At 34.2% G+C, this 25345-nt stretch carries 22 protein-coding genes, 2 tRNA genes and 2 rRNA genes (1 of these 26 running past the window's edge); 15 read left to right on the top strand and 11 right to left on the bottom strand.

From position 1 onward, the window contains the following. Positions 1-183: 183 nt before the first annotated feature. Together ACKC83_RS02165 and ACKC83_RS02160 are read left to right on the top strand one after the other, a co-directional pair. Entirely contained in the window at positions 184-798 is a 615-nt protein-coding gene (locus ACKC83_RS02165) for a DUF4230 domain-containing protein (RefSeq protein ID WP_414035121.1), read from the top strand. Between the two features lie 119 nt (positions 799-917). Next, complete coding sequence (locus ACKC83_RS02160) at positions 918-1676, top strand: enoyl-CoA hydratase/isomerase family protein (protein ID WP_434036871.1); 759 nt, start codon at positions 918-920, stop codon at positions 1674-1676. A gap of 112 nt (positions 1677-1788) precedes the next feature. On the opposite strand, the gene ACKC83_RS02155 is transcribed toward ACKC83_RS02160, so the two are convergent. Both ACKC83_RS02155 and ACKC83_RS02150 read right to left on the bottom strand, forming a co-directional pair. Beyond that, on the bottom strand, positions 1789-2343 hold the full coding sequence (locus ACKC83_RS02155; RefSeq protein ID WP_414035123.1) for a DUF4136 domain-containing protein: 555 nt from the start codon (positions 2341-2343) through the stop codon (positions 1789-1791). Positions 2344-2866: 523 nt separating this feature from the next. Then, complete coding sequence (locus ACKC83_RS02150) at positions 2867-3040, bottom strand: DUF5522 domain-containing protein (protein ID WP_434036870.1); 174 nt, start codon at positions 3038-3040, stop codon at positions 2867-2869. Between the two features lie 550 nt (positions 3041-3590). On the opposite strand from ACKC83_RS02150, the gene ACKC83_RS02145 reads away from it, so the two are divergent. From ACKC83_RS02145 to hemL, 3 genes are read left to right on the top strand one after another with little or no spacing between them, the layout of a single operon-like run. After that, entirely contained in the window at positions 3591-4508 is a 918-nt protein-coding gene (locus tag ACKC83_RS02145) for a 1-aminocyclopropane-1-carboxylate deaminase/D-cysteine desulfhydrase (RefSeq protein WP_434036869.1), read from the top strand. Positions 4509-4512: 4 nt separating this feature from the next. Beyond that, on the top strand, positions 4513-5325 hold the full coding sequence (locus tag ACKC83_RS02140; protein ID WP_434036868.1) for a glucosaminidase domain-containing protein: 813 nt from the start codon (positions 4513-4515) through the stop codon (positions 5323-5325). An 11-nt stretch (positions 5326-5336) separates the two neighbouring features. Beyond that, entirely contained in the window at positions 5337-6629 is a 1293-nt protein-coding gene (gene hemL, locus ACKC83_RS02135; protein ID WP_434036867.1) for a glutamate-1-semialdehyde 2,1-aminomutase, read from the top strand. A gap of 83 nt (positions 6630-6712) precedes the next feature. Here hemL and ACKC83_RS02130 read toward each other — a convergent pair whose 3' ends face one another. Next, positions 6713-7186, bottom strand: a complete 474-nt coding sequence (locus ACKC83_RS02130) for a hypothetical protein (RefSeq protein WP_434036866.1) — start codon at positions 7184-7186, stop codon at positions 6713-6715. 70 nt (positions 7187-7256) lie between these two features. After that, a complete protein-coding gene (locus ACKC83_RS02125) occupies positions 7257-7841 on the bottom strand; it encodes a hypothetical protein (RefSeq protein ID WP_434036865.1) in 585 nt (194 codons plus the stop codon). Positions 7842-8354: 513 nt separating this feature from the next. Between ACKC83_RS02125 and ACKC83_RS02120 the strand changes: the two genes are divergently transcribed. Then, positions 8355-9023, top strand: coding sequence for a response regulator (locus ACKC83_RS02120; RefSeq protein ID WP_434036864.1), 669 nt, complete (start codon positions 8355-8357; stop codon positions 9021-9023). Positions 9024-9099: 76 nt separating this feature from the next. Here the strand turns inward: ACKC83_RS02120 and ACKC83_RS02115 are convergent, their stop codons facing one another. The 3 genes from ACKC83_RS02115 to lysS all read right to left on the bottom strand — a co-directional run bounded on the left by ACKC83_RS02115 (position 9100) and on the right by lysS (position 12315). Continuing rightward, positions 9100-9576, bottom strand: coding sequence for a hypothetical protein (locus ACKC83_RS02115; protein WP_434036863.1), 477 nt, complete (start codon positions 9574-9576; stop codon positions 9100-9102). Between the two features lie 113 nt (positions 9577-9689). Continuing rightward, positions 9690-10388: an endonuclease/exonuclease/phosphatase family protein gene (locus ACKC83_RS02110; protein ID WP_434036862.1), complete on the bottom strand. Its 699-nt coding sequence runs from the start codon at positions 10386-10388 to the stop codon at positions 9690-9692. A gap of 229 nt (positions 10389-10617) precedes the next feature. Then, the gene (gene lysS / locus ACKC83_RS02105) at positions 10618-12315 is read right to left on the bottom strand and encodes a lysine--tRNA ligase (protein WP_434036861.1); all 1698 of its coding nucleotides are present in this window, start codon (positions 12313-12315) and stop codon (positions 10618-10620) included. A gap of 162 nt (positions 12316-12477) precedes the next feature. Between lysS and ACKC83_RS02100 the strand changes: the two genes are divergently transcribed. From ACKC83_RS02100 to lipB, 4 genes are all read left to right on the top strand, one after another. Next, positions 12478-12636, top strand: a complete 159-nt coding sequence (locus ACKC83_RS02100) for a YqaE/Pmp3 family membrane protein (protein ID WP_084817547.1) — start codon at positions 12478-12480, stop codon at positions 12634-12636. Positions 12637-12763: 127 nt separating this feature from the next. After that, positions 12764-13510 carry a hypothetical protein gene (locus ACKC83_RS02095; protein WP_434036860.1) on the top strand — a complete coding sequence of 249 codons (747 nt, stop codon included), beginning with the start codon at positions 12764-12766 and terminating at the stop codon, positions 13508-13510. A 148-nt stretch (positions 13511-13658) separates the two neighbouring features. Next, on the top strand, positions 13659-14447 hold the full coding sequence (locus ACKC83_RS02090; protein ID WP_434036859.1) for a hypothetical protein: 789 nt from the start codon (positions 13659-13661) through the stop codon (positions 14445-14447). A gap of 11 nt (positions 14448-14458) precedes the next feature. After that, positions 14459-15163 (top strand): lipoyl(octanoyl) transferase LipB, encoded by a 705-nt coding sequence (gene lipB / locus ACKC83_RS02085; RefSeq protein WP_434036858.1) that lies wholly within the window; start codon positions 14459-14461, stop codon positions 15161-15163. Positions 15164-15218: 55 nt separating this feature from the next. Here the strand turns inward: lipB and ACKC83_RS02080 are convergent, their stop codons facing one another. From ACKC83_RS02080 to ACKC83_RS02065, 4 genes are all read right to left on the bottom strand, one after another. Then, positions 15219-15536, bottom strand: a complete 318-nt coding sequence (locus ACKC83_RS02080; RefSeq protein ID WP_414035138.1) for a hypothetical protein — start codon at positions 15534-15536, stop codon at positions 15219-15221. Between the two features lie 121 nt (positions 15537-15657). Then, positions 15658-16707 (bottom strand): nucleoid-associated protein, encoded by a 1050-nt coding sequence (locus ACKC83_RS02075; RefSeq protein WP_434036857.1) that lies wholly within the window; start codon positions 16705-16707, stop codon positions 15658-15660. Between the two features lie 90 nt (positions 16708-16797). Next, entirely contained in the window at positions 16798-19230 is a 2433-nt protein-coding gene (locus ACKC83_RS02070) for a ribonuclease HII (protein WP_434036856.1), read from the bottom strand. 30 nt (positions 19231-19260) lie between these two features. Continuing rightward, entirely contained in the window at positions 19261-19860 is a 600-nt protein-coding gene (locus ACKC83_RS02065; protein WP_434036855.1) for a ribonuclease HII, read from the bottom strand. A 70-nt stretch (positions 19861-19930) separates the two neighbouring features. Between ACKC83_RS02065 and ACKC83_RS02060 the strand changes: the two genes are divergently transcribed. The 5 genes from ACKC83_RS02060 to ACKC83_RS02040 form a co-directional block, all read left to right on the top strand. Beyond that, positions 19931-21898, top strand: a complete 1968-nt coding sequence (locus tag ACKC83_RS02060) for a putative porin (RefSeq protein ID WP_434036854.1) — start codon at positions 19931-19933, stop codon at positions 21896-21898. 1193 nt (positions 21899-23091) lie between these two features. Next, a 16S ribosomal RNA gene (locus tag ACKC83_RS02055) occupies positions 23092-24611 on the top strand. A 94-nt stretch (positions 24612-24705) separates the two neighbouring features. Beyond that, positions 24706-24779: transfer RNA gene (locus ACKC83_RS02050), tRNA-Ile, on the top strand. A 90-nt stretch (positions 24780-24869) separates the two neighbouring features. Further along, positions 24870-24943, top strand: a tRNA-Ala gene (locus tag ACKC83_RS02045). A gap of 219 nt (positions 24944-25162) precedes the next feature. Then, positions 25163-25345, top strand: a 23S ribosomal RNA gene (locus ACKC83_RS02040) (it continues 2649 nt past the right edge of the window). The 16S and 23S rRNA genes sit together here with 2 tRNA genes alongside, the layout of an rRNA operon.

Raw genomic sequence — 25345 nt, 5'->3', positions numbered from 1 at the left:
GCAAAAAATTAGAAAATCACTAGTGATTTTCTAATTTTTAAGATTAAAGTATTGAACTGTATTATCCGAAATAGATTTATGATCTCAGAGTCTTGAAAGCGTAGTAGAAATATGGTACTTTTTTATTTCTAATATATATGTGTTACAGAACATATTTTATACCTTTCATTAAAATTTAAATTAATGAAAAATATAACTTTTGGAATTCTAATTGCAATTTGCTTATTCTTTACGCTTAGGTATTGTAATGAAAAGAAAGAAGACGATGCCCAGCTTATACAAAACTCTATGTTAATTCAGGAGCAAATTAAAAATGTGGGTAAATTAGTCGTTACCGAAGGTCATTTTAGCGAAGTGTTTTCATATAAAGATTCCAGAGATGTTTTTCCGTATTTGGTGACAGCCGAAAAAAGAGCTTTGGTGGTCGTGAATGCAGATGTAACCATTGCTTACGACTTAAGTAAAATTACCTACGATATTGATGAGGTTAATAAAATTCTTAATATTACGTATATCCCAAAAGAGGAAGTTAAGATTAATCCAGAGTTTGAATATTACGATATTCAGGCCGATTTTTTAAATCAGTTTCAGGCCAAAGATTATAATAAGATTAAGAATAAAGTAAAAGCATCGCTTATGAAAAAAGTGGAAGCTTCAGATTTTAAGAAGAATTCTAAAAATAGATTGATTAGCGAATTGTCTAAGTTTTATGTTTTAACTAATTCTATGGGGTGGACATTGCAATATAACGACACTCCAATTACAACTCCGGAAACTTTAGAGGATTTAAAATTATAGTGTTTGCAAATGAGTATATCACGTAAAAGCCACTAACTGCTTCCTGATAATAAAGGCATATTAATTTGCAATTTAAAAATTTCAGTATCTTCGATTTCTAATATTTAGGTCATTAAAACATGGAACAACCATTTGTAACACAAACTGTAATTGAAGGAGTCAGCACGATTTCATTCTATAACCCGTCGCATAATGCTTTGCCTAGCGTGCTCCTTTCTAAACTAGAAGCGGAAATTAATACCGCTAGTACAAACCCGAGTGTGAGTGTGGTGGTTTTGCAAAGTGGGGGCGAAAGAACGTTTTGTGCGGGAGCGAGTTTTAATGAGTTAATAGCAATTGAAACTGAGGCGGAAGGAAAATTTTTTTTCTCTGGTTTTGCCAAAGTAATAAATGCCATGCGCAAGTGTCCTAAATTTATTATTTGTAAAGTGCAAGGTAAAGCTGTTGGTGGCGGTGTAGGTATTGCAGCGGCAGCGGACTATTGTTTAGCCACGAAATATGCGTCTATTAAATTAAGTGAACTGAGTATAGGTATCGGACCTTTTGTAATAGAACCAGCGGTTAGTCGGAAAATAGGCGTGATAGCCATGTCTGAAATGACCATTAATGCTACGCAATTTTACGATGCCAATTGGGCGAAACAAAAAGGTTTATATGCAGATGTTTTTGATAATCAGGAAGCTTTAAATGTAGCCGCAGAAACTTTGGTACAACAATTAAAAACGTATAACCCAGCAGCTGTAAAGGCCATGAAAATGGTGATGTGGGAAAATACAGGCCATTGGGATACTTTGCTTTTAGAGCGTGCAAAAATCAGTGGTACACTTGTATTGAGTAATTTTACTAAATCTGTGCTTAGTAAATATAAAACCACTTAGGTTTAAGATAGGAAAATTAAAACTGTCTTAAAATAAAATGGAGGAATCTTTAAACAAAAAAAGGAACCTATTTCTAGGTTCCCAGCACTACTTTTCTTTTTCAGGGAAAGTATTATTTTTCCGGCTTTGGTGGGTAATTTTCTAATATTTTACCAACGAATTCTTGAATACGTTCGTCTTTTTTATTCATTTTTTCGTTTAAATATCCAGAACCTACACCTTGCCAAACTAATTCTTTTTTCTCGGCATCGATCAAATCAATAAACAATGTACCTTCTGTAGATCGTGTAACTGTTGTGTTATTAAAATCGTTATAATAATAAGGACTCCAACCCCAACCGTAACCATAAGGACCGAAGCCCATATAATTGTTATTATACACATTAACTTCTTCTCTAGCTTTAGTGAAAATACTAACTAGAATATCAGGGTTTTCAGATTTAGTAAATCCTTTTGCAGTCAGGTCTGCTTCAATAGCTCGTAAAATGCGCTTTTTATCTAGATCGCTAATTTCGGCTTTATCGATTCCAGTTTTATAAAAAGCAAAAGTTTTATATTGGTCAAAAGTTGTTTCTTTATCGTAATCCGATGCTACTTTTATAGAACTACAAGAACTTACAACAATTAGTACTAATACTACTGGTAAATATTTTAAGAGTTTTTTCATAGGTTTAAGTTATAACGAATTAATTAAATTATTTAAAGACACTCCGTGTTACTATATTCTTAATATAATGTAGCTACTGCATCATGTATAGTAAATATAGCCTTTTGTTTCTAATTCAACTTCGTTTTAAAACGTGTTGACATTTCTTTGATATACAAGTTGCGACTTTATAAGTCTTAATATCTTTAGTTGTTATTAACAATAATCATACCAATTACGGAGTAAAGCCACAGCTTGCTAATAAAATCGATACTATAAATGTTAATTCAATTAAATGTTTTCAATTGAAAACGATTTCTTACATCTAGAATTATCATACGTGTTTTAACCGAAAGAAAGCTTGGAATCTTCGTTCTTCACGTTTTTAATCCTTTTAATTTGAGAGTGTAAATAGATTAAAACCCCATCTGTTTAACGATTTTTTTACGATGAAGAGCATGCCTGTAATTCAGATCTTTTAATAACTTGTTGTAAGTCGTCTTAAAGAAATACATCCGTAAGGGCTTTAAAAAAACAACACACACTAAGATTTTTTATCCTTAAAAGAATCTGTTTTTTTGTCGTATCCATACGGACAATGTCTACAGCCACTTTTACAGCAATAACCTCGCTTTAGGTGATATTGAGCGGTAAAACAGCGGTAACCTTCAGGTGTAAGGTAGTAATCGCCTTTTTCTACGGGAATAATTTTTTTCATGTTTTGCAAAGATAATGCAATTTGGATTGATTTTTGAAATGATCTAATTATGATTTTAATTTCTAAAAAGATAACGCCCAAAGGTTATCAAGGTATTACATTGTATCCGTTTGTGATATTAAGAGACGCCAAGTTAAAAAGCAACGCGGTAGTAATGAATCATGAGCGTATTCACCTTAAGCAACAAAAGGAATTATTAATCATTCCATTTTACCTCTGGTATGGGTTTGAATTTTTAATACGTTTGTTTCAGTATAAGAATTGGAATACAGCATACCGGAATATTTCTTTTGAACGCGAAGCCTATTCAAACGAAAAAAATCTCAACTACTTAAAATTAAGACCTCCATTTTCTTTTAGGAAATATGTATGAGTGTATATTTTGACAGCTAAATATAGCAGTGAATTCTAGAACCTAGAACGCGCTTTTACCTGCGTTTTTAATGGTTATTCAATCGTATAATATCTTCATTGTTTTTTTCTAATTTCAACAAAAAGTTATGGTTAACCTTTTAATTTCAATTACTTTTGTAGGTTAATAGATTTAGCTATGCTTTTTTCTTCAGAACTTTCGATTATCGAAAATCAGTCGGTTACTCTTAATTCCGATTGTAATATAAGTCTTTCCATAAAGCGGGAAGATGAGATACATCCTTTTGTTAGTGGAAATAAATATCGAAAATTATATTACAATATTTTAAAAGCTAAAGAAGAAGAGCACACAACACTATTAACTTTTGGAGGTGCGTATTCCAATCATATTGCTGCTGTAGCATATGCAGGAAAAGTATCTGGTTTTAAAACTATTGGTATTATTCGTGGTGAAGAATTAGCTTTAGAAACAAATTTAAATCCCACACTTAAATTCGCAGCCTCTTGTGGGATGGAGTTTAAATATGTTACCAGAAGTGATTTTAGGCTTAAAGAAACCGAGAACTTTATCCATGATTTATATGAGGCTTTTGGTGAGTTTTACCTAATTCCTGAAGGTGGTACAAATGCCTTAGCCGTTAAAGGCTGTGAACATATTTTAACCCCAGAAGATTCGGAATTCGATTATATCTGTTGTGCGGTGGGAACTGGAGGTACAATTTCAGGACTTATTAATAGTAGTGAGCCTCACCAGACTATTTTAGGATTTCCTGCTTTAAAAGGTGATTTTTTACAAAACAATATTAGTAAGTTTGTATCCAAAACAAACTGGGAATTAATAACCCATTATCATTTTGGTGGATATGCCAAAATAGATGAAACATTAGTTCAGTTTATTAATGCCTTTAAACGTCAGAACACTATACCGCTAGACCCTGTTTATACTGGAAAAGTGATGTTTGGCGTTATGGATTTAATTAAGCAAGGATATTTTCCTGAGAATTCTAAAATTTTAGTAATTCATACAGGAGGATTACAAGGTATACCCGGAATGAATAATATATTAAAGAAAAAGAAAATGCCTCAAATCGTATAAATACATGAAGCAAGTAATAGTCCTTTTATTGGTAGTGAGTGTATTGTTTAGTTGTGGGTCTCGTAAGCGAAAGTATAAACCTTCGAAAGCAAAGCATAAAACGGAACACGTAGAGCGTAAGCAATCTAAAAAATCGGAAGTAAAGAATGAAGATACTCCCGCAGAAACTCAGGTTGAAGTGGTACCTAAAGTGGTTAGCAGTACGTCCGAGTACATTCAGCTTTATGCACCTATAGCAGTTGAAGAGATGAAATTTTATAAAATTCCAGCAAGTATAACGCTTGCGCAAGGAATTTTAGAATCCGGTTCGGGCCGTGGCCGTTTGGCAGTAGAGGCTAACAATCATTTTGGGATTAAGTGCCATGAGTGGACAGGTGCAAGTATTCGTCACGACGATGATGCCGACCAAGAATGTTTTAGAAAATATAAGGATGCAAAATACTCGTATAGAGATCACTCGCTGTTTCTTACAGAACGGAAACGTTATTCGGGTTTATTTCTTTTAGATATAGACGATTATAAAGGTTGGGCAAAAGGACTGCGAGCTGCAGGTTATGCAACCGATAGAAAATATCCTGAAAAACTAATTTCCTTAATCGAACGTTATCAGTTATATGCATACGATGATGAGGTTACGGGCAACGCGCCTAAACGTTCTCAATCACGTCCGAGTCAAGAAGTGCATTCTGTAGAGAAAGGGGATACGTTGTATTCTATTTCTAGACGGTACAATATATCGGTAAAAGAACTTCAAGAACTAAATAGATTACAAGGAACGACTATTTCTGTTGGACAGGAATTAATCGTGAAATCTTAAAATAAAACACAATGAAATATACAAGAAGTAGTGCATTATTTGCTAATGCAGAACACGTTATTCCTGGTGGTGTTAATTCTCCTGTACGTGCTTTTAAAGCGGTAGGAGGAACGCCTCTTTTTATAAAAGAAGCTAAAGGCGCGTATTTAATTGATGAAGATGGTAATACATTTATAGATTATATTAACTCATGGGGCCCAATGATTTTGGGACATGCCTACGAGCCTGTAGTTCATGCTATTATTGATAAGGCAAAATTAGGAACATCGTTTGGCGCACCTACAGAAATCGAAACCGAAATTGCGGATTTGGCAGTGTCTATGGTTCCGAATATTGATAAAATTAGATTTGTAAATTCTGGAACAGAAGCCTGTATGAGTGCGGTACGCTTGGCAAGAGGTTACACCGGAAAAGAAAAAATTATAAAATTTGCAGGATGTTATCACGGGCATTCCGATTCATTTTTAATTCAGGCGGGAAGTGGTGCTATGACATTTGGTAGCCCTAATAGTCCTGGTGTTACTAAGGGAACGGCTCAAGATACACTTTTAGCAAAATATAATGATATCGAACATGTAGCGTCTATTATTGATGCCAACCCAAACGATATTGCTTGTATTATTTTAGAGCCTGTTGCTGGAAATATGGGATGTATTCCGCCACAAGCCGATTTTTTACAGAAACTGAGAGCGTTATGCGATGCTCATAACATTCTATTAATCTTTGACGAAGTCATGACTGGCTTTCGATTGGCTCGCGGAGGTGCACAAGAGTTGTTTAATGTAAAAGCAGATATTGTGTGCTTTGGAAAAGTAATTGGTGGTGGCTTGCCAGTAGGTGCTTTTGCTGGAAGATCTGAGATTATGGATTATTTAGCGCCACTCGGACCGGTGTATCAGGCGGGAACTTTAAGCGGAAACCCGTTAGCAATGGCGGCCGGATTAGCAATGTTAAAAGCCTTAGAAAGTGATTCTGAAGTTTTTAATCGTCTAGCAGAAAAAACGGAATATTTACATAAAGGAATTTCAAAGGTATTGAATGACCATAAAATTGTACATACCATAAATCGTCTGGGTTCTATGATTTCTGTTCATTTTTCAGAAACAGCAGTAGTCGATTTTGAAACATCTGCTAAAGGAAATAACGAGAATTTTAAAACCTTTTTTCATGGCATGTTAGAACAAGGGGTTTATATTGCTCCAAGTGCTTTCGAAACTTGGTTTATAACAGACGCTTTAACTTATGCCGATTTGGACGCTACCATAAATGCAGTGCATAAAGTAGCCTCTACATTACAGAAATAAATTTGTAAGATTAGACTTTAATATCACAAAAACAGGCTTTCTCTAATTTTAGAAAAGCCTGTTTTTTATGTTTTATAATAGTTTTAATTTTTGAATGGGGAAAAATTGAAGGTCTCCTGAATCATACCTAAATAGGGATTAAAGCCCTGAGGGAGTAATTTTTTTAAATCTGGACTCACATAATTAATATCATCTAAATTGGTCGCAACTTGTAAACTGTTTAAATCTACAACTGTAAAAATAGAAAACGATTGTAATCTAAATAAACTGTGGTTGATAGCATTTAAATCTTCTGAGGCGATGTTTAATTTAGATTTGGAATTATGATTTGACGACGAACGCACAGAGGACTCATAACTAACAGGAATTTCAAAATCAGATTTTATAATTATATAATCAGCTTCAGATTGCTTATTGTCACTTGCGGTATAGACAGCTTTTACATTCAGACCTTCCGAATTGGCAAATTCTTTTTCTACCATTGTGGTGTTTATTTGGGCTTTTATAGTGTAACTGCTAAGTAGTAAAAGTAATACACCAAATACTATACGTTTCATAAGTAGCTGTTTTTAATTTTAGTCTAGAACTGAATAAGAATCTTGTAGGGGAGAATTATAACAACAAGGTTTAGATGAGGTTTCCTTTACCATCAGCTTTAATGGTTTTAGATTGGTTGCCATTAGATATTTTTACTCTATACGTGCTAACGTGACCTGTATCTTGTTTATAATCTATAGAGCATATGTTGGTGTTAAATCTCCATTCTGGATACGCTTTCATAATATTTACTATAACTGCTTTAGGTAAAGCGACATTGGTGTACTGTTCCTTAGACGATATAATTTTTCCTGAATCATCATAGGTTACTGTCATCGTTCCTCGTGTAGTATTAAACAACACATCGTAACTGGATTTCGTTTTTGGCTTGTAGTTTTTCGCCTTTTTTACGTCGTATAGTGCGGCTTGTTGTTGCAGAATTTTCACATACATAGCATTATCGGTAAAAACAGAGCTATTAATATAGGTAGCATTTACTCCTGTTGTTTTAATAGCTTTTTTAGACGTATTTACATGTGTTAAAGCGGCCAAATCTTTGGTCTGCTGTATGGCTACAGACGATTCCGTATTAAAAGCCAAAGGCGATTCGATAATTTGTGCATAGAAGTTGTTTATTAAAAACAAACTAAATAATAGAGCAGTGAGATTTTTCATGATTTCCAAATTTTAAAGATTACTAATTCATTTAAAACAAATTTAGAACGATACATCTCTTTTTTTTAGAGGATAAGTACGAGAATATCTAATAGGTGTTTTTACCTACGAATGTGCTCTTGGTTTTAGGTTTGTAATATTAAAGGGGCTGTTTTTTTGTAAATATCTCCGAGTTTGATTGATATTCCATATATTAAGTAACGGCATTTACTGTAATTCTAAAAGGTTTGTAATTACAGGTAGTATTCACTTTTAATTTCTTATACGCAGAAATTTCTTATTTATTTCTAGGTGTTTATACGTGTTTTTAAGTGTATCATACAATTAGTTTTTAAATATATAGTAAACCTACTATCTTAGCTTTTAAAAGGTTCTTTCTAACAATTAATAGCAAGTGTTACCATTCTTAGATTTTTAATATATCACGTTCTCGTAGATGTTCAAGAGATAAGAATTAAATAGTGTAACAAGATTATAGGCAATAAAGTCTTTATTATAGTTAATGTAAAGAAAATGGAATCTACTCCCATACACGTTGTTTTAGCCGACGATGTACAGTTATTTGGAAAAGGCATTTGCTTCCTTTTGGAACGTGATGAAGAATTGGTTGTGGATTATCAGGCCTCAAACGGTAAGGAATTAATTGCGTATTTAAGGACATCTAAACTTCCGGATGTGGTATTAACAGACTTAAATATGCCGGAACTTAATGGAGTAGAAGCGACTAAAATTATTCATAAAGAATTCCCGGATTTAAAGATTGTGGCTTTAACCAGTTATAATTCTAAACCTTGTATTTTAAATATGATTCATTTAGGCGTGTCTTGTTTTTTACCTAAGAATGTAAAACCTGCAGAATTTATAAGTGCCGTAAAGGAAGTGTATCATTCTGGATTTTGCTACTCTAATGAAGTTATGAAGCTAATTCACGATGATTTTATGCATAAAGGAAAACATGTAAAATGTGATTTTGATAAATCGTATTTAACCAGCCGGGAATTAGAAGTCTTAGAGTTAATTTGTAAACAGTTTAATACTTCCGAAATTGCGGATATATTATGTATTAGTCCGCGTGCGGTAGAAGGGCATCGTAATAATTTACTGCTTAAAACAGAATCTAAAAATGTAGTAGGTCTGGTTACCTATGCAGTGAGAAATAATTTATTAAATTTTCTAAACTAAATACTGTAATACTTAACAGACATAAAAACGGGCAAACCTATTAAGATTTGCCCGTTTTTAATGTTATGCGTATCGATTAGCTTCGTCTTTCACGATCTGGTCCGTTTTCCGCTTTCTCTCCACGTTTTTGTCCTCTTCTTTTATGCTGGCTCATGTCTTTTTCCCAAACCGCATATTGGTCGCTCTTTAAGATACTTTTCATCTGATTTTTTATTAAAATCTGTTTGTCTAGTCTTTCAACCATTCTATCGTAGCGTTCTTGTTCTGTAGGTTTCTTCCCTGTTTCTTTAGCTTTTTTCATAGCTTCGCGATCTGCTAACCTATCAAAAGCCTGAGTTACATTTAAGTCGTAAATTTCCTTTTGTTGCGTTTCAGAAAGATCTAACTTTAATGTCAGTCGTTTCGTTAAAAGTGTCGCTTGTTGTTCGGGAGTAAGGTCAGATTTCTGCATGTGCATTTCTTTCTGATTTTTTCTTTGATGGTCCCCTTTTTTTTCTTGCGCAAAAGCATTTACAGAAATAAATACTAAAGCTAAAAGCATTATTTTTTTCATGATAATTATGTTAAAAAATTATACTATTAAGACCTAAGCTTTGTAATTAGGTTTAATTGTAATTGAAATTTTAACACATTTTAATAGTTTCAAGTATATTAGTAAACCTGAAATTATAACTTCATTTGATAGGTGCCAATTAAGAAACCATGGTCCGAATTAGAGTGAAATTCTTTGTGTAGTGTGATTGGTTGCCATTTTTTATTTAGCCAAATATGATCGATTTCGAGTATAGGAAAAGTTCTTGGCCAGGTACCGGTAAATCCCGTATTGTACTCGTGGAAACTTTCGAACTGAGTTTTAAACGCGTTAAAAAAATAACTGATATATGGTGTGTTAAAATCGCCAACTATAAAATCGACCTGTTTAGATTCTGCCGTGGCTAGTAGTTTAGTTAAATCTTCTTTCTTAGAAAGCGCTGGATTTGCTAATAAATCTGTAACAAGTATGGTTACAGGTTTGTTATTTATAGTCGCGCGGACTAAGTTAGATTTAGAGCCTCTTGAGACGTCTTTATACTGGGTAGCATGAATTTCGCCATTAACAGCTATAAACATTTCGCCTTTTAATTGTTGTATTTGATATGTAGGATAATGATTTCTGAAGGTTTCCATATCTGTTTTAGAGATGTCTTTGGCTTCAACTAAAACAACAATTTCAGGCTTGTAAGATTTTATACTTTCAAAAATAATATCTAACGGCAAGTGATCTGGTCGCGATATATTCCAATAAAAAATTGAATGTGTGCTTGTTTTCTGATTTATGGGCGGCTTTTCGTTAGTGTAATGGTAGTTATTAAACCAGTATACCACTAATAAACTGTTTAGGCACAATAATGCTATGCATAGCATCTTGTGTTTATATAAACAGAGCGAAACTAAAAATCCATAAGCGATAATTATAATTAATGGACACGCATAAAAGAAGAAAATAAGCGGTGGGACTCTATCTTTTAATACAAAATGAATGAGTAATAAAAAAGCATACCAAAATAATAGGTATGCTTTTGCTTTATATTTAAAGATAAGTTGAATCATGCTTTTATTCATTAAGAGCAACAAACAACCCGTCGTCGGTTTTTTCTACTTTAGCTATTCCTAATTTAGTTAATCCTTTAATCGTTTTATCCCATTTTTTATTGCTTAATAGAGATTGTGTCTTTAAAACATTTAAATCTATAGGCGAATTTGATTTTAAAATGTTAAATACAGATTTTTCGTCTTCAGACATTTCTACTTGTTTTTTCTCAGGTCTCATTTGAGGAAAAAACAGTACTTCTTGAATCGATTGGTTGTTGGTTAAGAACATGATTAAACGGTCCATACCAATTCCCATTCCAGATGTAGGAGGCATACCATATTCTAGGGCACGTAAGAAATCGTAGTCTATAAATTCTGTAGCCTCGTCGTCTCCTTTTTGAGCTAATTTTAATTGGTGCTCAAAACGTTCACGTTGGTCTATAGGGTCGTTAAGTTCTGAATATGCATTTGCAATTTCTTTACCACAAACCATTAACTCGAAACGCTCAGTTAATTCTGGATTGTCTCTATGCTCTTTACAAAGCGGACTCATTTCTTTGGGGTAATCCGTAATGTACGTTGGCTGTATGTAGTTTCCTTCACATTTTTCACCAAAGATCTCGTCAATCAGTTTCCCTTTACCCATAGTTTCGTCAACTTGAATACCTAAGTTTTTAGCGGCTTCACGAATTTCAGCTTCTGTTTTACCAGTAATATCAAATCCTGTAAAGTGCTTAATAGAATCTGCCATGGTTACACGAGCGTACGGTGCTTTAAAGTCTATTTCGTGTTTCCCGAAAGTTGCTTTTGTAGTTCCGTTTACAGCAATTGCACAATGTTCTAATAGTTTCTCACAGAAATCCATCATCCAGTTGTAATCTTTGTAAGACACATAAATTTCCATCGCTGTAAATTCTGGATTGTGAGTTCTGTCCATTCCTTCGTTACGGAAGTTTTTAGAAAACTCATAAACACCATCAAACCCACCAACAATTAAACGTTTTAGGTATAATTCGTTAGCAATTCGCATGTATAATGGAATGTCTAGACTATTGTGGTGTGTAATAAATGGACGCGCTGCTGCACCTCCAGGAATAGGTTGTAAAACAGGAGTTTCAACTTCAAAATAACCAGATTCGTTAAAGAAGCTACGCATCGCGTTAAATAACTTGGTACGTTTAATAAATACTTCTTTTACATGCGGGTTTACTACTAAATCTGCATATCGTTGTCTGTAACGTTGTTCTGGATCTGTAAAAGCATCGTGTACTTTTCCTTCGGTATCTACACGAGGTTGAGGTAACGGACGTAACGATTTACTTAAAATAGTAAAGTCTCTTACCATGATGGTTTTTTCGCCTACTTTGGTGGTAAATAATTCACCTTGAATACCTACGAAATCCCCTATATCTAATAATTTTTTGTAAATAGTGTTGTACTTGGTTTTGTCTTCTCCTGTACAAATTTCATCACGATTAAAATAGACCTGAATACGGCCTTCGCTGTCTTGCACTTCTGCAAAACTGGCGTTTCCTTGTATTCTACGTGACATTAATCGTCCGGCAATTATCACCTTCTTGCCTTCTTCAAAATCGGTTTTAACCTGTTTACTTGTGTGGGTTAACGGATAAAGGTCTGCTGGATAAGGATTAATTCCTAACTCACGAAGTTTAGTCAGCTTTTCTCTTCTTACGATTTCTTGCTCTGATAATTGCGACATATTAAGTTGTTATGTTTAATTTTTAACGCACAAAGATAATTACTATTGGTAACACTATCAATATAATATTATCGAAATACCACATAGATTTTTTAAAGTGTAACAATTTCAAATTTAGAGCGTCTTAATAATACATCATCAATCAAAATAAAATCAATTAAAATGAGCATTTGGAGAGTTTTACTTTCAATAATTTGCCCACCCTTGGCTGTAATAGGTAAGGGATGTGGATCGGTACTTATTGTATTTCTACTGTGGCTTTGTGGTTGGGTTCCTGGAGTTATCGCAGCATTAGTCATTTTAAATAATCCAAAACGCTAATTCCGGAGCTGTTTTTTACGCCCCCTGATTTCAGTGATTTTAATGGTTGTGGCGTCATTACAATAAAATGAGGCCATGTTTTATTCATAAGTAGGTTATCTTTGCCTTGAAAAAAATGAATCTAGCCATGAAAAGAATCTATGTATTAAGCGTTTGTATACTATTACTTGTATTAAGTAGTTGTAAGTTTTCTGAAACTATACATATAAAGGAGGATGGAAGCGGCGATATGTCTTTTTCTTTTGATGGTTCCCAACTTATGCAAATGGGAGCAGATAGCATGGGAGAAACCGGAGATGTAGTTTTAGATTCTACAATTGTTTTTAAAGATTATTTAGAAGCCAAGAAAGATAGTATTGCAACATTGTCTGAAGCAGAACAAAAACAATTGAAAGCTCTAGAGAATTTTAAAATGCATATGTTAATGGATCCGAATACTAAAAAAATGGTAATCGATATTAATACTGAATTTAAAGATGTAGACGAGCTAGAAGATATGTATAAGGTACTTAGCAAGGCAAATGAGTTAAATGATAAGGGCACCGCAAAGACTAGTCCTGCTGGTAATATGGGAGTTGCAGAAGGTACAGAAGTGCATTATACATACAAGAAAAATATTTTTAAACGTACCGTAAAGGTAGTAGATCGTGAGCTTTTAGAAGCTACAAAAGATAGTTTAGGAGATTCGGAAATGATTCTTGCAGCATCTACATATACGTTAAATTATCATTTCCCGAAAAAGATTAAATCGGTCTCCTTAAAAAATGCCATGTTTAGTGAAGATCATAAAAGTTTTACTGCCGAATTAAGCTTTAAAGACTACGTTACAAACCCTGAAAGTTTAAGTGTAGAAGTTGAGTTAGAAGAGGAATAACATTTTTTATAAGCTGTCTGGCATCCTTAACATGAGTCTAAGCTATAATTGTGTTTTATTTATGAGACTTCTTCAGGCCTTCTCAAATCGCCCGAACCGATAAAGTTGTATCTTTGCACGCATAATAATTTTTTATAATACATTACAAATGCCTCGTTTTCTTTTAGTCCTTATTTGCCTTTCAGCTTTTATTTTAACCAGTTGTAATTATACCGAAGAAATCACGTTTCATCCGGATGGTTCTGGAGAGTTTCTTATGAATTACGATATGAGTGAAGCTATGGTTGCCATCAAAAAAATAGGAGGCAATGAAGAGGCTTATAAAAAAGAGCCAAAAGTAGATAGTATAATATATTTTAAAGATATTTTAAAGGAGAAGTCCGATAGTATTTCGAAGTTATCGCAAGAGGAACAAGACGATTTAAAGTCTTTAGAATCTATGATGATGCGTGTGCAGTCTAATTATGAAACAGATGTTTTTAACCTTGGTTTTGGTTCCGCTTTTACATCTATAAATGAGTTTCCGGAAATCTTAGAAAATATAGATAAAGCAAAATCGTTTCATACTAAAGGAAGTCCTCAGTTTTCTAAAATGGATGGTAGTGCAGTAGCGAATTCGGTTAACGATATGCTTAAACATATCGATTTTTCCTTTGATGGGAAGCGGTTTTCAAGAACACTTAAAGCTGGTTATGAACCTTCGGAAGAAGCTATAGCTAAATTAGACAAAGAAATGAGTATGATGGGAGAAGGTGAAGAAACCATGAAAGCCATGACCTATACATTTGTTTATCATTTCCCGAAGAAAATTAAATCGGTTTCCAATAAGGATGCCTTAATTAGTAAGGATAAGAAAACCGTGACGCTTACGCAGAACTACATAGAAATGATTAAAAATTCGGAATTAATGAATTTTAAAGTCGTTTTAAAAAATTAAATATTTACCCATTGAATAAGACAGTCCAATTACAAGATTTAGGTTTAAAAGATTATAAAGACACTTGGGATTATCAAGAAGAATTATTTAAACAAATCGTCGATATAAAAATTAAGAATAGGAGAGAGGAGACTACAATTCCAACGCCTAATTACTTCTTGTTTGTAGAACACCCGCATGTGTATACATTGGGGAAAAGTGGCCATATGTCTAATATGTTACTTACCGAGGAACAGTTAAAAGAAAAAGGCGCCACGTTTTACAAAATAAATCGAGGCGGCGACATTACTTATCACGGTCCAGGACAAATTGTAGGATATCCCATTTTGGATTTGGATAATTTTTTTACTGATATACATAAATATTTACGCTTCTTAGAAGAGGTTATTATTTTAACTTTAAACGATTATGGTTTAAAATCCGAACGTAGTCCAGGTGAGACAGGGGTGTGGTTAGATGTTGGGACACCGTTTGCTAGAAAAATTTGTGCCATGGGTGTGCGTGCTAGCCGTTGGGTAACGATGCATGGTTTTGCTTTAAATGTAAATGCTAATTTGGGGTATTTCGATAATATTATTCCTTGTGGTATACGCGGGAAAGCTGTAACGTCTCTTAATGTAGAGTTAGGTGTAAAAGAAGTGGATGAAGAAGAGGTAAGAACAAAACTGAAAAAGCACTTTAGTACGCTTTTTGAATCGGAATTTGTTATACAATAAATAGACGAATCTAAATCTCATTCTAAACTCTATATTTAGAATGAGATTTAAATATTTATCTCGCCAATAATTTCTTAGAAACTTTATAAGTTGCAGCGTACTGCATACCTTCTTGTTCGCGTTTTAAATGGCTAAATTCTCTTTTATACCAATTTACATCGGTAGCTTTTTTTCTAAACATATCGTGGTTTATGGTTTTATGCTCTTCACCATTAAACATGGTTTTTATATCGTATATAGCAATCCCAAAATGTTCAGATTGTTTTAAGACTTCAGAAAAATCTTCTTCAGAGAAATAATAATCACCATTATTTTCTTCAATCTTTGTTAATCCAGCAAATACATTTTTTTCTAAAAATTCTTCTTGTGTCATTTTATTATGCTTTTAGTCTGTTGTTTTAATGCAACTGTTAGTGTTAATAGGGTGGAATTTGTTTTTAAATGCGCTTGCCTTATTACAAGGGCAAAGTTAAATACTTTTAGGCTAAAATGTATTATCCTTCAGTATTAAAGAATACCTTATAATAGTACATTTTCTTTTCTTCGTCGAAACCACGCTCTAAATATTCGCTTGCTGCATCTGGCGCATCAATATCTAGTTTAATTTGTATTTGAGTATCTAACTTAATTTCTGTTTTTATTTTCGCCTTTTGCTTTTTTACTACAGGTTCGGCAACATCAAACTGATTTAGTATAAGTAAATCCTGTTCGCCTTCAAAAGACTTTTTGTAATCGTCGAAAAGGGTTTTATGATTGTCGTCTTGAAAGACTTCCTCTTTAAAAGTTTCAATATTTACAAATTCGTGCTCTTTAAAATAGTCTACTGTTTTTGCTAGAAAAATATTTTGCTCTTGGTTTCCGTAACTGGTTTTTAAAATTTCGGTAGAAAATTCTTTACATAGCTCGATGTAATTCTGGGTATGCGAATTAAAATCGTTAGCATATTTTATATTTAAGAAGTTATTTATCCAATATTGCGCATCGTAATTATTGTTGTCTACAGTTAACACTATTGGACCTTCAGCATCAGTCTGATTTAAAATCAAACAGCCTTTATCTACTTTCTTAGTGTTTATTCCTTGTTGTACAGCAACGTCGTAACTATTGCCTTCTAAATAGGTTTGAAAGAAATTAGATTTATTTTCAATTTTAAAGATACCCACAGCATTGGTTACGATTTCGTTAAACTCGATACCCTCAAAAACGGCAACAATTACATCGCCTGTTTTAATTTGTACAGAGTTAGATTGCTCGTATAAATGCTTTACAATGTTTTTCGATACGTCGACAAAATTACTTTCGTCTGCAAAAATATCCGCGGCATACGTGTTTATCTCGTTCAGTTTAATATTGGCATGGTGATTAAAACGATGACTCTGCACCACAGATCCGAATGGCCTTAATAAAAATGGCAACATTAAATCGTAACTCGCTTCGTCAAATTGTATTTCACTCTCTGAAAAAGCATTTTTGGTGTCGTTAAATTTATTTCCAACTTTATGAATTATAAATTTCGAAATCGTGGCAATGTTACGTTTTATCATGGTGTTTTAATCTAAAAAATTAAGGGTTGCAATAGTACTAAAATAGCTTCAGTTTTTATAATAAAATCAAGCTGTTAATTAGGATGTGTTTTAATTAATCTGATAAATAATTATAGCGTTGTCGTTTCCTTTGGTTACCGCCTCTAATGGCTTATCCTTATCCAGATTCGCCATGTCTATTGCACTTGTTCCATAAACAGGGAAATTAGAGATTTCTTCTCCTTGGCTATCGAAAACATAAATTTTCTGAGCTTGTAAATCTGTAGTTGTAACGTATATCTTATTGTTTATTAAAAACAATTTAGCAGGCGTATAGCTTCCAAAATCTAATTCTAGAGTTTTATCTCTAATCGTTAGTTTGTTTTCGGATTGCGTTATCATAGTTCGCGTGGTTGCGTCTATATGATGGTTTTTACCCAGATTTAAATTTTCGCTCGAGACTTTTCCGTTTGTATCTACAAGGATTAAATCTCCAGTATCTGTAGTTGTAGTAAACTTATTATTATAAATATAAACGGCTTCGTCAGAATATGTAAAAGAAGATTTAGGCGTAACACGTACCTGACCTGTTCTGCTTAAAATGTAAAGTTTATCGGTGGTTTTAAAAACAAGATAATCTTTACCGCGTACTCTAAAATGTTGTGGTTTATGTATAATGGTTTGGCTCGCCTTTTTAAAGTTAAAACCGTTAACCGTTTTTCCTAAGGCGTCGTACATTAACACGCCTTGATCTTGTACAACCAATAATCTGTACTTTTTATTATTGTCGTAATCGAACACGGCCAAAGGTTGCGTAACCTGATCTTTAAAATTAATAGGGAAGGGGTTAGCATCTTTTCCATTACGATCTACAACATACAAATGATGAGCTGTAGTAAATGCCAATTGAAGTCGGCCATTTTTATACATATCTATTTGCGAGATTTCTCCAATAACAGCTTCACCTAATTGTTTTTTCCAAAGTACTTTACCTTTATTAGAGATTAAGTATAGGTTGTTTTTTACATCTTGAACCACTATTTCCTTGTCGCCAGAAATATGATTGGTTACAAACTGCGGACTATTTAATAGCGCGGCATCCAGTTTTATATTCAGTTCCTGGCTCACCGAGTTTTCTTTAACCTTAGTTCTTGTCTTTTTGATCACCGCATTTAAATGTGCAAAATTATGATCGTATATATATTGTATGGCAGAAATTCTATAATCACTGGTTTTTATCTTAGTTGTTGTTTTAAAATTAGATGCTAAAACATCGCCCAACAGATTAGAATTTCCTACCAACATTAAGGAAGAGGCATCGCTTAAGTCTTCTGTAATACTCTGATAAAAATCGCGTTTATTTAATGTTGAATTATTCTGAAATGCAATAATGATGTTTTGAAGCGTCTCTAAATCATCAGCAAAGACAAAAAACGAATCTAATACTGCATAAAACGAAACAGATTTTGTTTTGATTAAAGGATGAAAAATCTGTGCAAACCAATCTGGATATTCAAATTTTTTAATTTCTATCTGGCGAAACTCTTCTAACACTTCCTGAGAATCTAGTAAGGCTTCATCGGTTGCCATATGGTCTAAACTGTGTAAAACAATAGCACGTTTGTCCTTATTATATATTACTCCAATTTCATCGGTGTTATCAAATAAACTTGTTTCTGGTGGATCTTGGTTGTTTAATGCCACGAGATTGGCTTGTAGGTTGCTAAAGTCTTGGTAGGTAAAACTCATAAATCCGTCACTATCTTCTGGAGTAATTTGCGCCATTTTGTTTTCCTGAGGCGTAGTATTCTTGAAAATATTAATAAGTTGATTTGTAGAATCTGGTGCTTTCGTAATTCCGTTTAACGTAATTTGATCCTGAGTAATATCTGTGTCTAAGGCAATATATTTGGTGAAATTTTGAAGCGGAATAGAATCAGAGCTAAAAAACAAGGTCGATTCTTTTATATGTTCCGTATCTAAAATTACGGCAAATGTTTTTTCGGTAGCAGTCGTGTTATATATTCTTTTAAGTTCGGCGCTTACAGGTTTTACATTCAGACTGTTTTCTATAATTTTTTTTGAAGTAGAACCTATAAATACACTGTCTACTATAGTGCTAAACAAAGTCTTTGTTTGCAGGACAGTTTTTGTAATTGTGGTATTATTAAACTTTATATGTTCCTGTTTTGGTTTCGATAACGAGTCGAATTTAAAAAGGTCTGGTGAGTATTTGGTAATTATGGTAACCTGAGAACTGTCTGCTTGATCTTTTGAGAAGCAAAAAAGTGTTTCTGCTTTTGGTTTAAAAGCAGTGGTGTTTTTTAAAATGTCTTCTAGAGACTTGTAAAACGGAGTTGTATTAAACTCCTGAATTAAATCGTTGTTGGTTAAACTGCTCTTTAAATCTTCAATATTGTTCGTTTTAATTAAAGTTGAAGCCTCTTCAGGAACAAATTCAATTAGACTATGATGCGTGGTTGTGCTCGTATCGCAACTTATTAGGAATAGACTTAAAAATAGGGCTAAGAAAAGCACTCTCATAAATGAAGTTTTTTTTACAAATATAGGAAGTTATACTTCTAGTTTTAACTGAACAGGGAGTAATCTAAAAGATAATCGGTGGTATTTAGTTGGTCCGTATTTTTTTATAGCTGCACGATGTTCTTTGGTCGGGTAGCCCTTATTCTGTTTCCAATTATACATTGGAAATTCTTCATGAATCATATTCATATAAATATCGCGATACGTTTTTGCTAAAATAGAAGCGGCGGCTATATTTAAATACTTGCCGTCCCCTTTAATTATAGTCTCGTGCGGAATATCTAAATACGGTTTAAAGCGATTACCATCTACGCTAATAAATTCTGGTTTTGGTTTTAATTTTGCAATCGCTAATTGCATGGCATGTATAGATGCATTTAAAATATTTATTTCATCAATTTTATCCGGGAAAACATGTGCAACGCTGTAACTAACTGCTTCAAGTTCTATTATAGGTTTTAGTAAATCACGCTTTTTTTCTGATAATTGTTTGGAGTCGTTTAATATGGAGTTTTTAAATGTTTTAGGTAAAATAACTGCGGCCGCTGTAACGGGACCAGCCAAACAACCACGTCCAGCCTCATCTGTACCACATTCAAACTCATATTCTGAATAGTTAAGAGCAAGCATTTAAATTATAGTTTTGTTATATACTGATATCATATTTTGTATTTACCTTTGCAAGGTCTAAAAAATAATTATGAAGCAAATCATTCTGTCATTCTTTTTGTTGTGTTTTACTCAGCTAACATATTCTCAAATTGAAAATCTAAGTGGAGGAAATCGAACAGAAAGAGACGATGCTGCAAATCAAAAGGAGTTAACTTTTAAATCTATAGATACTTCAAAGACTAAAGAAGGTAAAGATAAAATCGCTAAAATAGAACAATATCTAATTGTGTCTAATTTAAACGATACGACTTATGTAGATACCACCTTGTCGATTCAAAAAGAATATAAATTTAATGATTTAAGAAAAGACAACTTCAATCTTATGGCATTTTCTAACATGGGGCAGACGTATAACACGTTGAGTTACGATTTTAAGTCGCAACGTCTCATGCCTCTTTTAGGAGCAAGAGCTAAGTCTTTTTCGTACAGAACAGTAGAGGATATTAAATATTACCATGTGCCAACACCATTAACCGAGTTGTTTTATAAAACCGGATTCAAACAAGGGCAGGTTGCTCAGGGATTTTTTACGGTAAATACTTCAGAACAATTTAACTTTTCTATTTCTTATAAAGGATTGCGATCTTTAGGGCAGTATCAGCATATTCTTGCCAGTTCTGGGGATTTCGAGTTTACTACCAATTATAAAACCAAGAGTGAGCGTTACATTGCTAAAATTCATTTTCTAGCACAAGATATTTCTAATGAAGAAAACGGTGGATTAACTACCGAAGGTATGGGCTATTTCGAATCTGGTGATCCTGAATTTTTAGATCGTGGTGTGTTCGATGTAAATTTTGAAGATGCCGATAATATTTTAAAAGCGAAACGTTTTCATTTAGATCATAGATATTATATCGTTAAACCAAGCGATTCTTTGGCCAATCATAGTTTAAATGTAAATCATATATTGTCGTTCGATGATCAGTCTTATCAATTTAATCAAACTTCGGCAAGCGATTATTTTGGTGATTCGTTTAAAACATCAAGCTTAAGCGATCGTGCTTCACTCGAAAATTTTTATAACGAGTTTCAGGTAAACTATAGTAATAGGCTTTTGGGAGACTTACAATTTAATGTAAGTCACGATAACTACAACTATGGTTACGACCAGATAGTAATTTTGGAAGGCGAACATATTACCAACCGTATTAAAGGTAATATTGTAGGTATTGGTGGTAAATACCATAACACTTTTGGCGGATTCGATATTTACGGAGATGCTGGCTTAAATGTTACAGGAGACTTTGCGGGGAACTATTTTACGGGGAAGGCAGGGTATCAGTTCACAGACGATATATTGGTGAGTGCAGAAATTAATCATAATGCGTCGCAACCTAACTATAATTTTTTATTGTATCAAAGTGATTATTTAAACTACAATTGGCAGACTAATTTTAGTACAGAAAAAACACAGCAATTAAGTTTTAAGGTAGAATCTGATAAGTTGTTAAATCTAACAGTTGATTATTCTACGGTAAGTGATTATGCCTATTTTGCTAAAGATGATGAAGGTGGAGTTAAACCATTTCAGAACAGTGAGACTATTACGTATTTAAGAGTACGTTTAGATAAAGAGATTAGATTTGGAAATTTTGCTTTAGATAACTCTATAATGTATCAAAATGTACAAGACGATAACCAGGTCATGAATATGCCTGAGTTTATTACACGCAATACTTTATATTATAGAAACGAATTTTTTAGCAAGGCCTTGCTTTTGGAAACGGGAGTAACACTTAATTATTTTAGCGATTATTATATGAATGCATACGATCCGTTATTAGCAGAATTTTATGTGCAGACAGATCGCGAGTATGGAAACTTTCCTAGACTAGATTTCTTCTTGAATGCAAAAATTCAGCAAACACGTATCTATTTTAAAGTCGAGCATTTTAATGCACCATTAACTGGATACGATTATTATTCGGCGCCTAACTATCCATACCGTGATTTAACTATTCGCTTTGGAATAGTTTGGAACTTCTTTATGTAAGTGTGGTTGCTGTGCACATTGAGTAAAAGTTGCCAGTCAATAATAATATAATATAGAACTAAGAGCTTTCAGAATTGAGAGCTCTTTTTTTATGAGAAGGTTTTACCGTAGGGATTTTAGATGATAATCCAGCAAAGATGGGATCTCGTGAAATTGGGGAATAGGAAGAATGGATAACGACATGGAAGTGGCTATTCATTTCGGTTTACTCTTATTGTATAGGTATCGTTTTATACGTAGCTTATTAAAGACCTTACTTTTTGTAATACATACAGCTGTTGTAATAATGGAATCCTCCTGTGGTGTTCTTTAATATAAAAGATATGTGAGTTCTTTTGTTATTCTTTATAGACGATATTAATTGTTGTGGTGAAAGAAATGATATACCTATAAACAGGTGAAGTTTATTTTAAAGCGCTAAAGTTTAAGATTAGCTTGTATATTATAAATCTAAAACGATATGTTTAATAAGTATAATGATGCTATTTAGAATATATCAATTGCGTTGTGTCATTATATGGAAGAGGATAGGAGACTTAATTATATAGAAGACCGCTTTATTTTAAGCAATAAAGCTTCGTTTATAGTAATGAATATGTACGCCAGCGAGGTAGGTTATTAGGCGCTTTAAATTAATTTGAGTTTTAACTATCTAGTAACCTAATATTTACGATTTATTTCAAAATAAACCGTAAATAAATTAGTTATATAGAAATAAAAGGTGGTATATTTGCACCCGCTTAGCGACACAACTACGGTAGTTTAGTAAAGCAAGACGTTCATTAACAGAGTTTTATTTATTAGATTTAGATTAGTTTCAAAAAAGATAAAAAAAAGCTTGTTAGTAACAAAAAAAGGGTGTAAGTTTGCACCCGCTAAAAACGGCAACGTTTTTAGAAAACAAAGTTCTTTACAGATTGTTTTAATGGAGTTAGAAACGTTTTAAAAACGAGTCTAAAAAAAATTTCAAAAAAACATTGTGAGATTAAAAAAAGGGTTTTATATTTGCACCCGCTTAACGAGGAAACGAGTTAAGAAATAAAAAGAGAAATAAGTTCATTAACATATTGAATTGACAGCGTAGATAATAACTGGAAACGGTTATTATCAACAAAAAAGAATAAACCATTTTGAGTACCAACATTTAATTCCATTAGTTGTTAAAAGTAATAGTCGAAAGACTTAAAAATTTAACGATGAAGAGTTTGATCCTGGCTCAGGATGAACGCTAGCGGCAGGCTTAACACATGCAAGTCGAGGGGTAACAGGGAGCTTGCTCCGCTGACGACCGGCGCACGGGTGCGTAACGCGTATGCAATCTACCTTTTACAGGGGAATAGCCCAGAGAAATTTGGATTAATGCCTCATAGTATATTAGAGTGGCATCACTTTAATATTAAAGATTTATCGGTAAAAGATGAGCATGCGTTCTATTAGTTAGTTGGTAAGGTAACGGCTTACCAAGACTACGATAGATAGGGGCCCTGAGAGGGGGATCCCCCACACTGGTACTGAGACACGGACCAGACTCCTACGGGAGGCAGCAGTGAGGAATATTGGACAATGGGCGAGAGCCTGATCCAGCCATGCCGCGTGCAGGAAGACTGCCCTATGGGTTGTAAACTGCTTTTATACAGGAAGAAACACTGCTACGTGTAGCAGCTTGACGGTACTGTAAGAATAAGGATCGGCTAACTCCGTGCCAGCAGCCGCGGTAATACGGAGGATCCAAGCGTTATCCGGAATCATTGGGTTTAAAGGGTCCGTAGGTGGATGATTAAGTCAGAGGTGAAATCTTGCAGCTCAACTGTAAAATTGCCTTTGATACTGGTTATCTTGAGTTATTATGAAGTAGTTAGAATATGTAGTGTAGCGGTGAAATGCATAGATATTACATAGAATACCAATTGCGAAGGCAGATTACTAATAATATACTGACACTGATGGACGAAAGCGTGGGTAGCGAACAGGATTAGATACCCTGGTAGTCCACGCCGTAAACGATGGTTACTAGCTGTTCGGACTTCGGTCTGAGTGGCTAAGCGAAAGTGATAAGTAACCCACCTGGGGAGTACGTTCGCAAGAATGAAACTCAAAGGAATTGACGGGGGCCCGCACAAGCGGTGGAGCATGTGGTTTAATTCGATGATACGCGAGGAACCTTACCAGGGCTTAAATGTAGATTGACAGGACTAGAGATAGTTTTTTCTTCGGACAATTTACAAGGTGCTGCATGGTTGTCGTCAGCTCGTGCCGTGAGGTGTCAGGTTAAGTCCTATAACGAGCGCAACCCCTGTTGTTAGTTGCCAGCGAGTCAAGTCGGGAACTCTAACAAGACTGCCAGTGCAAACTGTGAGGAAGGTGGGGATGACGTCAAATCATCACGGCCCTTACGTCCTGGGCTACACACGTGCTACAATGGTAGGGACAGAGAGCAGCCACTGGGCGACCAGGAGCGAATCTATAAACCCTATCACAGTTCGGATCGGAGTCTGCAACTCGACTCCGTGAAGCTGGAATCGCTAGTAATCGCATATCAGCCATGATGCGGTGAATACGTTCCCGGGCCTTGTACACACCGCCCGTCAAGCCATGGAAGTTGGAAGTGCCTGAAGTCCGTCACCGCAAGGAGCGGCCTAGGGTAAAGTCGATAACTAGGGCTAAGTCGTAACAAGGTAGCCGTACCGGAAGGTGCGGCTGGAACACCTCCTTTCTAGAGAAAGACGACTATTGGAGTAAGATATTAAAAAGGAAAAGGGATAGTTTATTCTTAGCTGTTAATTTAAAAAACAATTTATTATAGTTAGAGTCTCATAGCTCAGCTGGTTAGAGCGCTACACTGATAATGTAGAGGTCGGCAGTTCGAGTCTGCCTGAGACTACTAAATATAATAGATAAAGGAAATTCTAGAAGCTAGAGTAGTGGTTATAAGTACTAACTACTAACTACTAATTACTATCTACTAGTAATTGGGGGATTAGCTCAGCTGGCTAGAGCGCCTGCCTTGCACGCAGGAGGTCATCGGTTCGACTCCGATATTCTCCACAACGGCAAAAATTGTCTGCTGATAATAATTTATCAGTGGCGATTCGCCACACGTTCATTGACATATTGAAAAAGATACATAAAAATACATTAAAATATTTGATTATGTAGTATTGCACATACTATATAAGATATATTTTGAATTAAATAATAATTCGTTATTAATTAAAGTTTACGAGCTTTTAATTAATAACAAACTCATTAAAAAAGCAAAAAGTACAATAAGCTAAATAAGGGCGTATGGGGAATGCCTAGGCTCTCAGAGGCGATGAAGGACGTGATAAGCTGCGAAAAGTTGCGGGGATTGGCACATACAAATTGATCCGCAAATATCCGAATGGGGCAACCCACTATATTGAAGATATAGTATCCGCAAGGAGGTAAACCCGGAGAACTGAAACA

The sequence above is a fragment of the Formosa bonchosmolovskayae genome (assembly GCF_051016085.1).
Lineage (GTDB): Bacteria > Bacteroidota > Bacteroidia > Flavobacteriales > Flavobacteriaceae > Formosa.
This window is presented reverse-complemented; position numbering and strand designations above follow the sequence as displayed.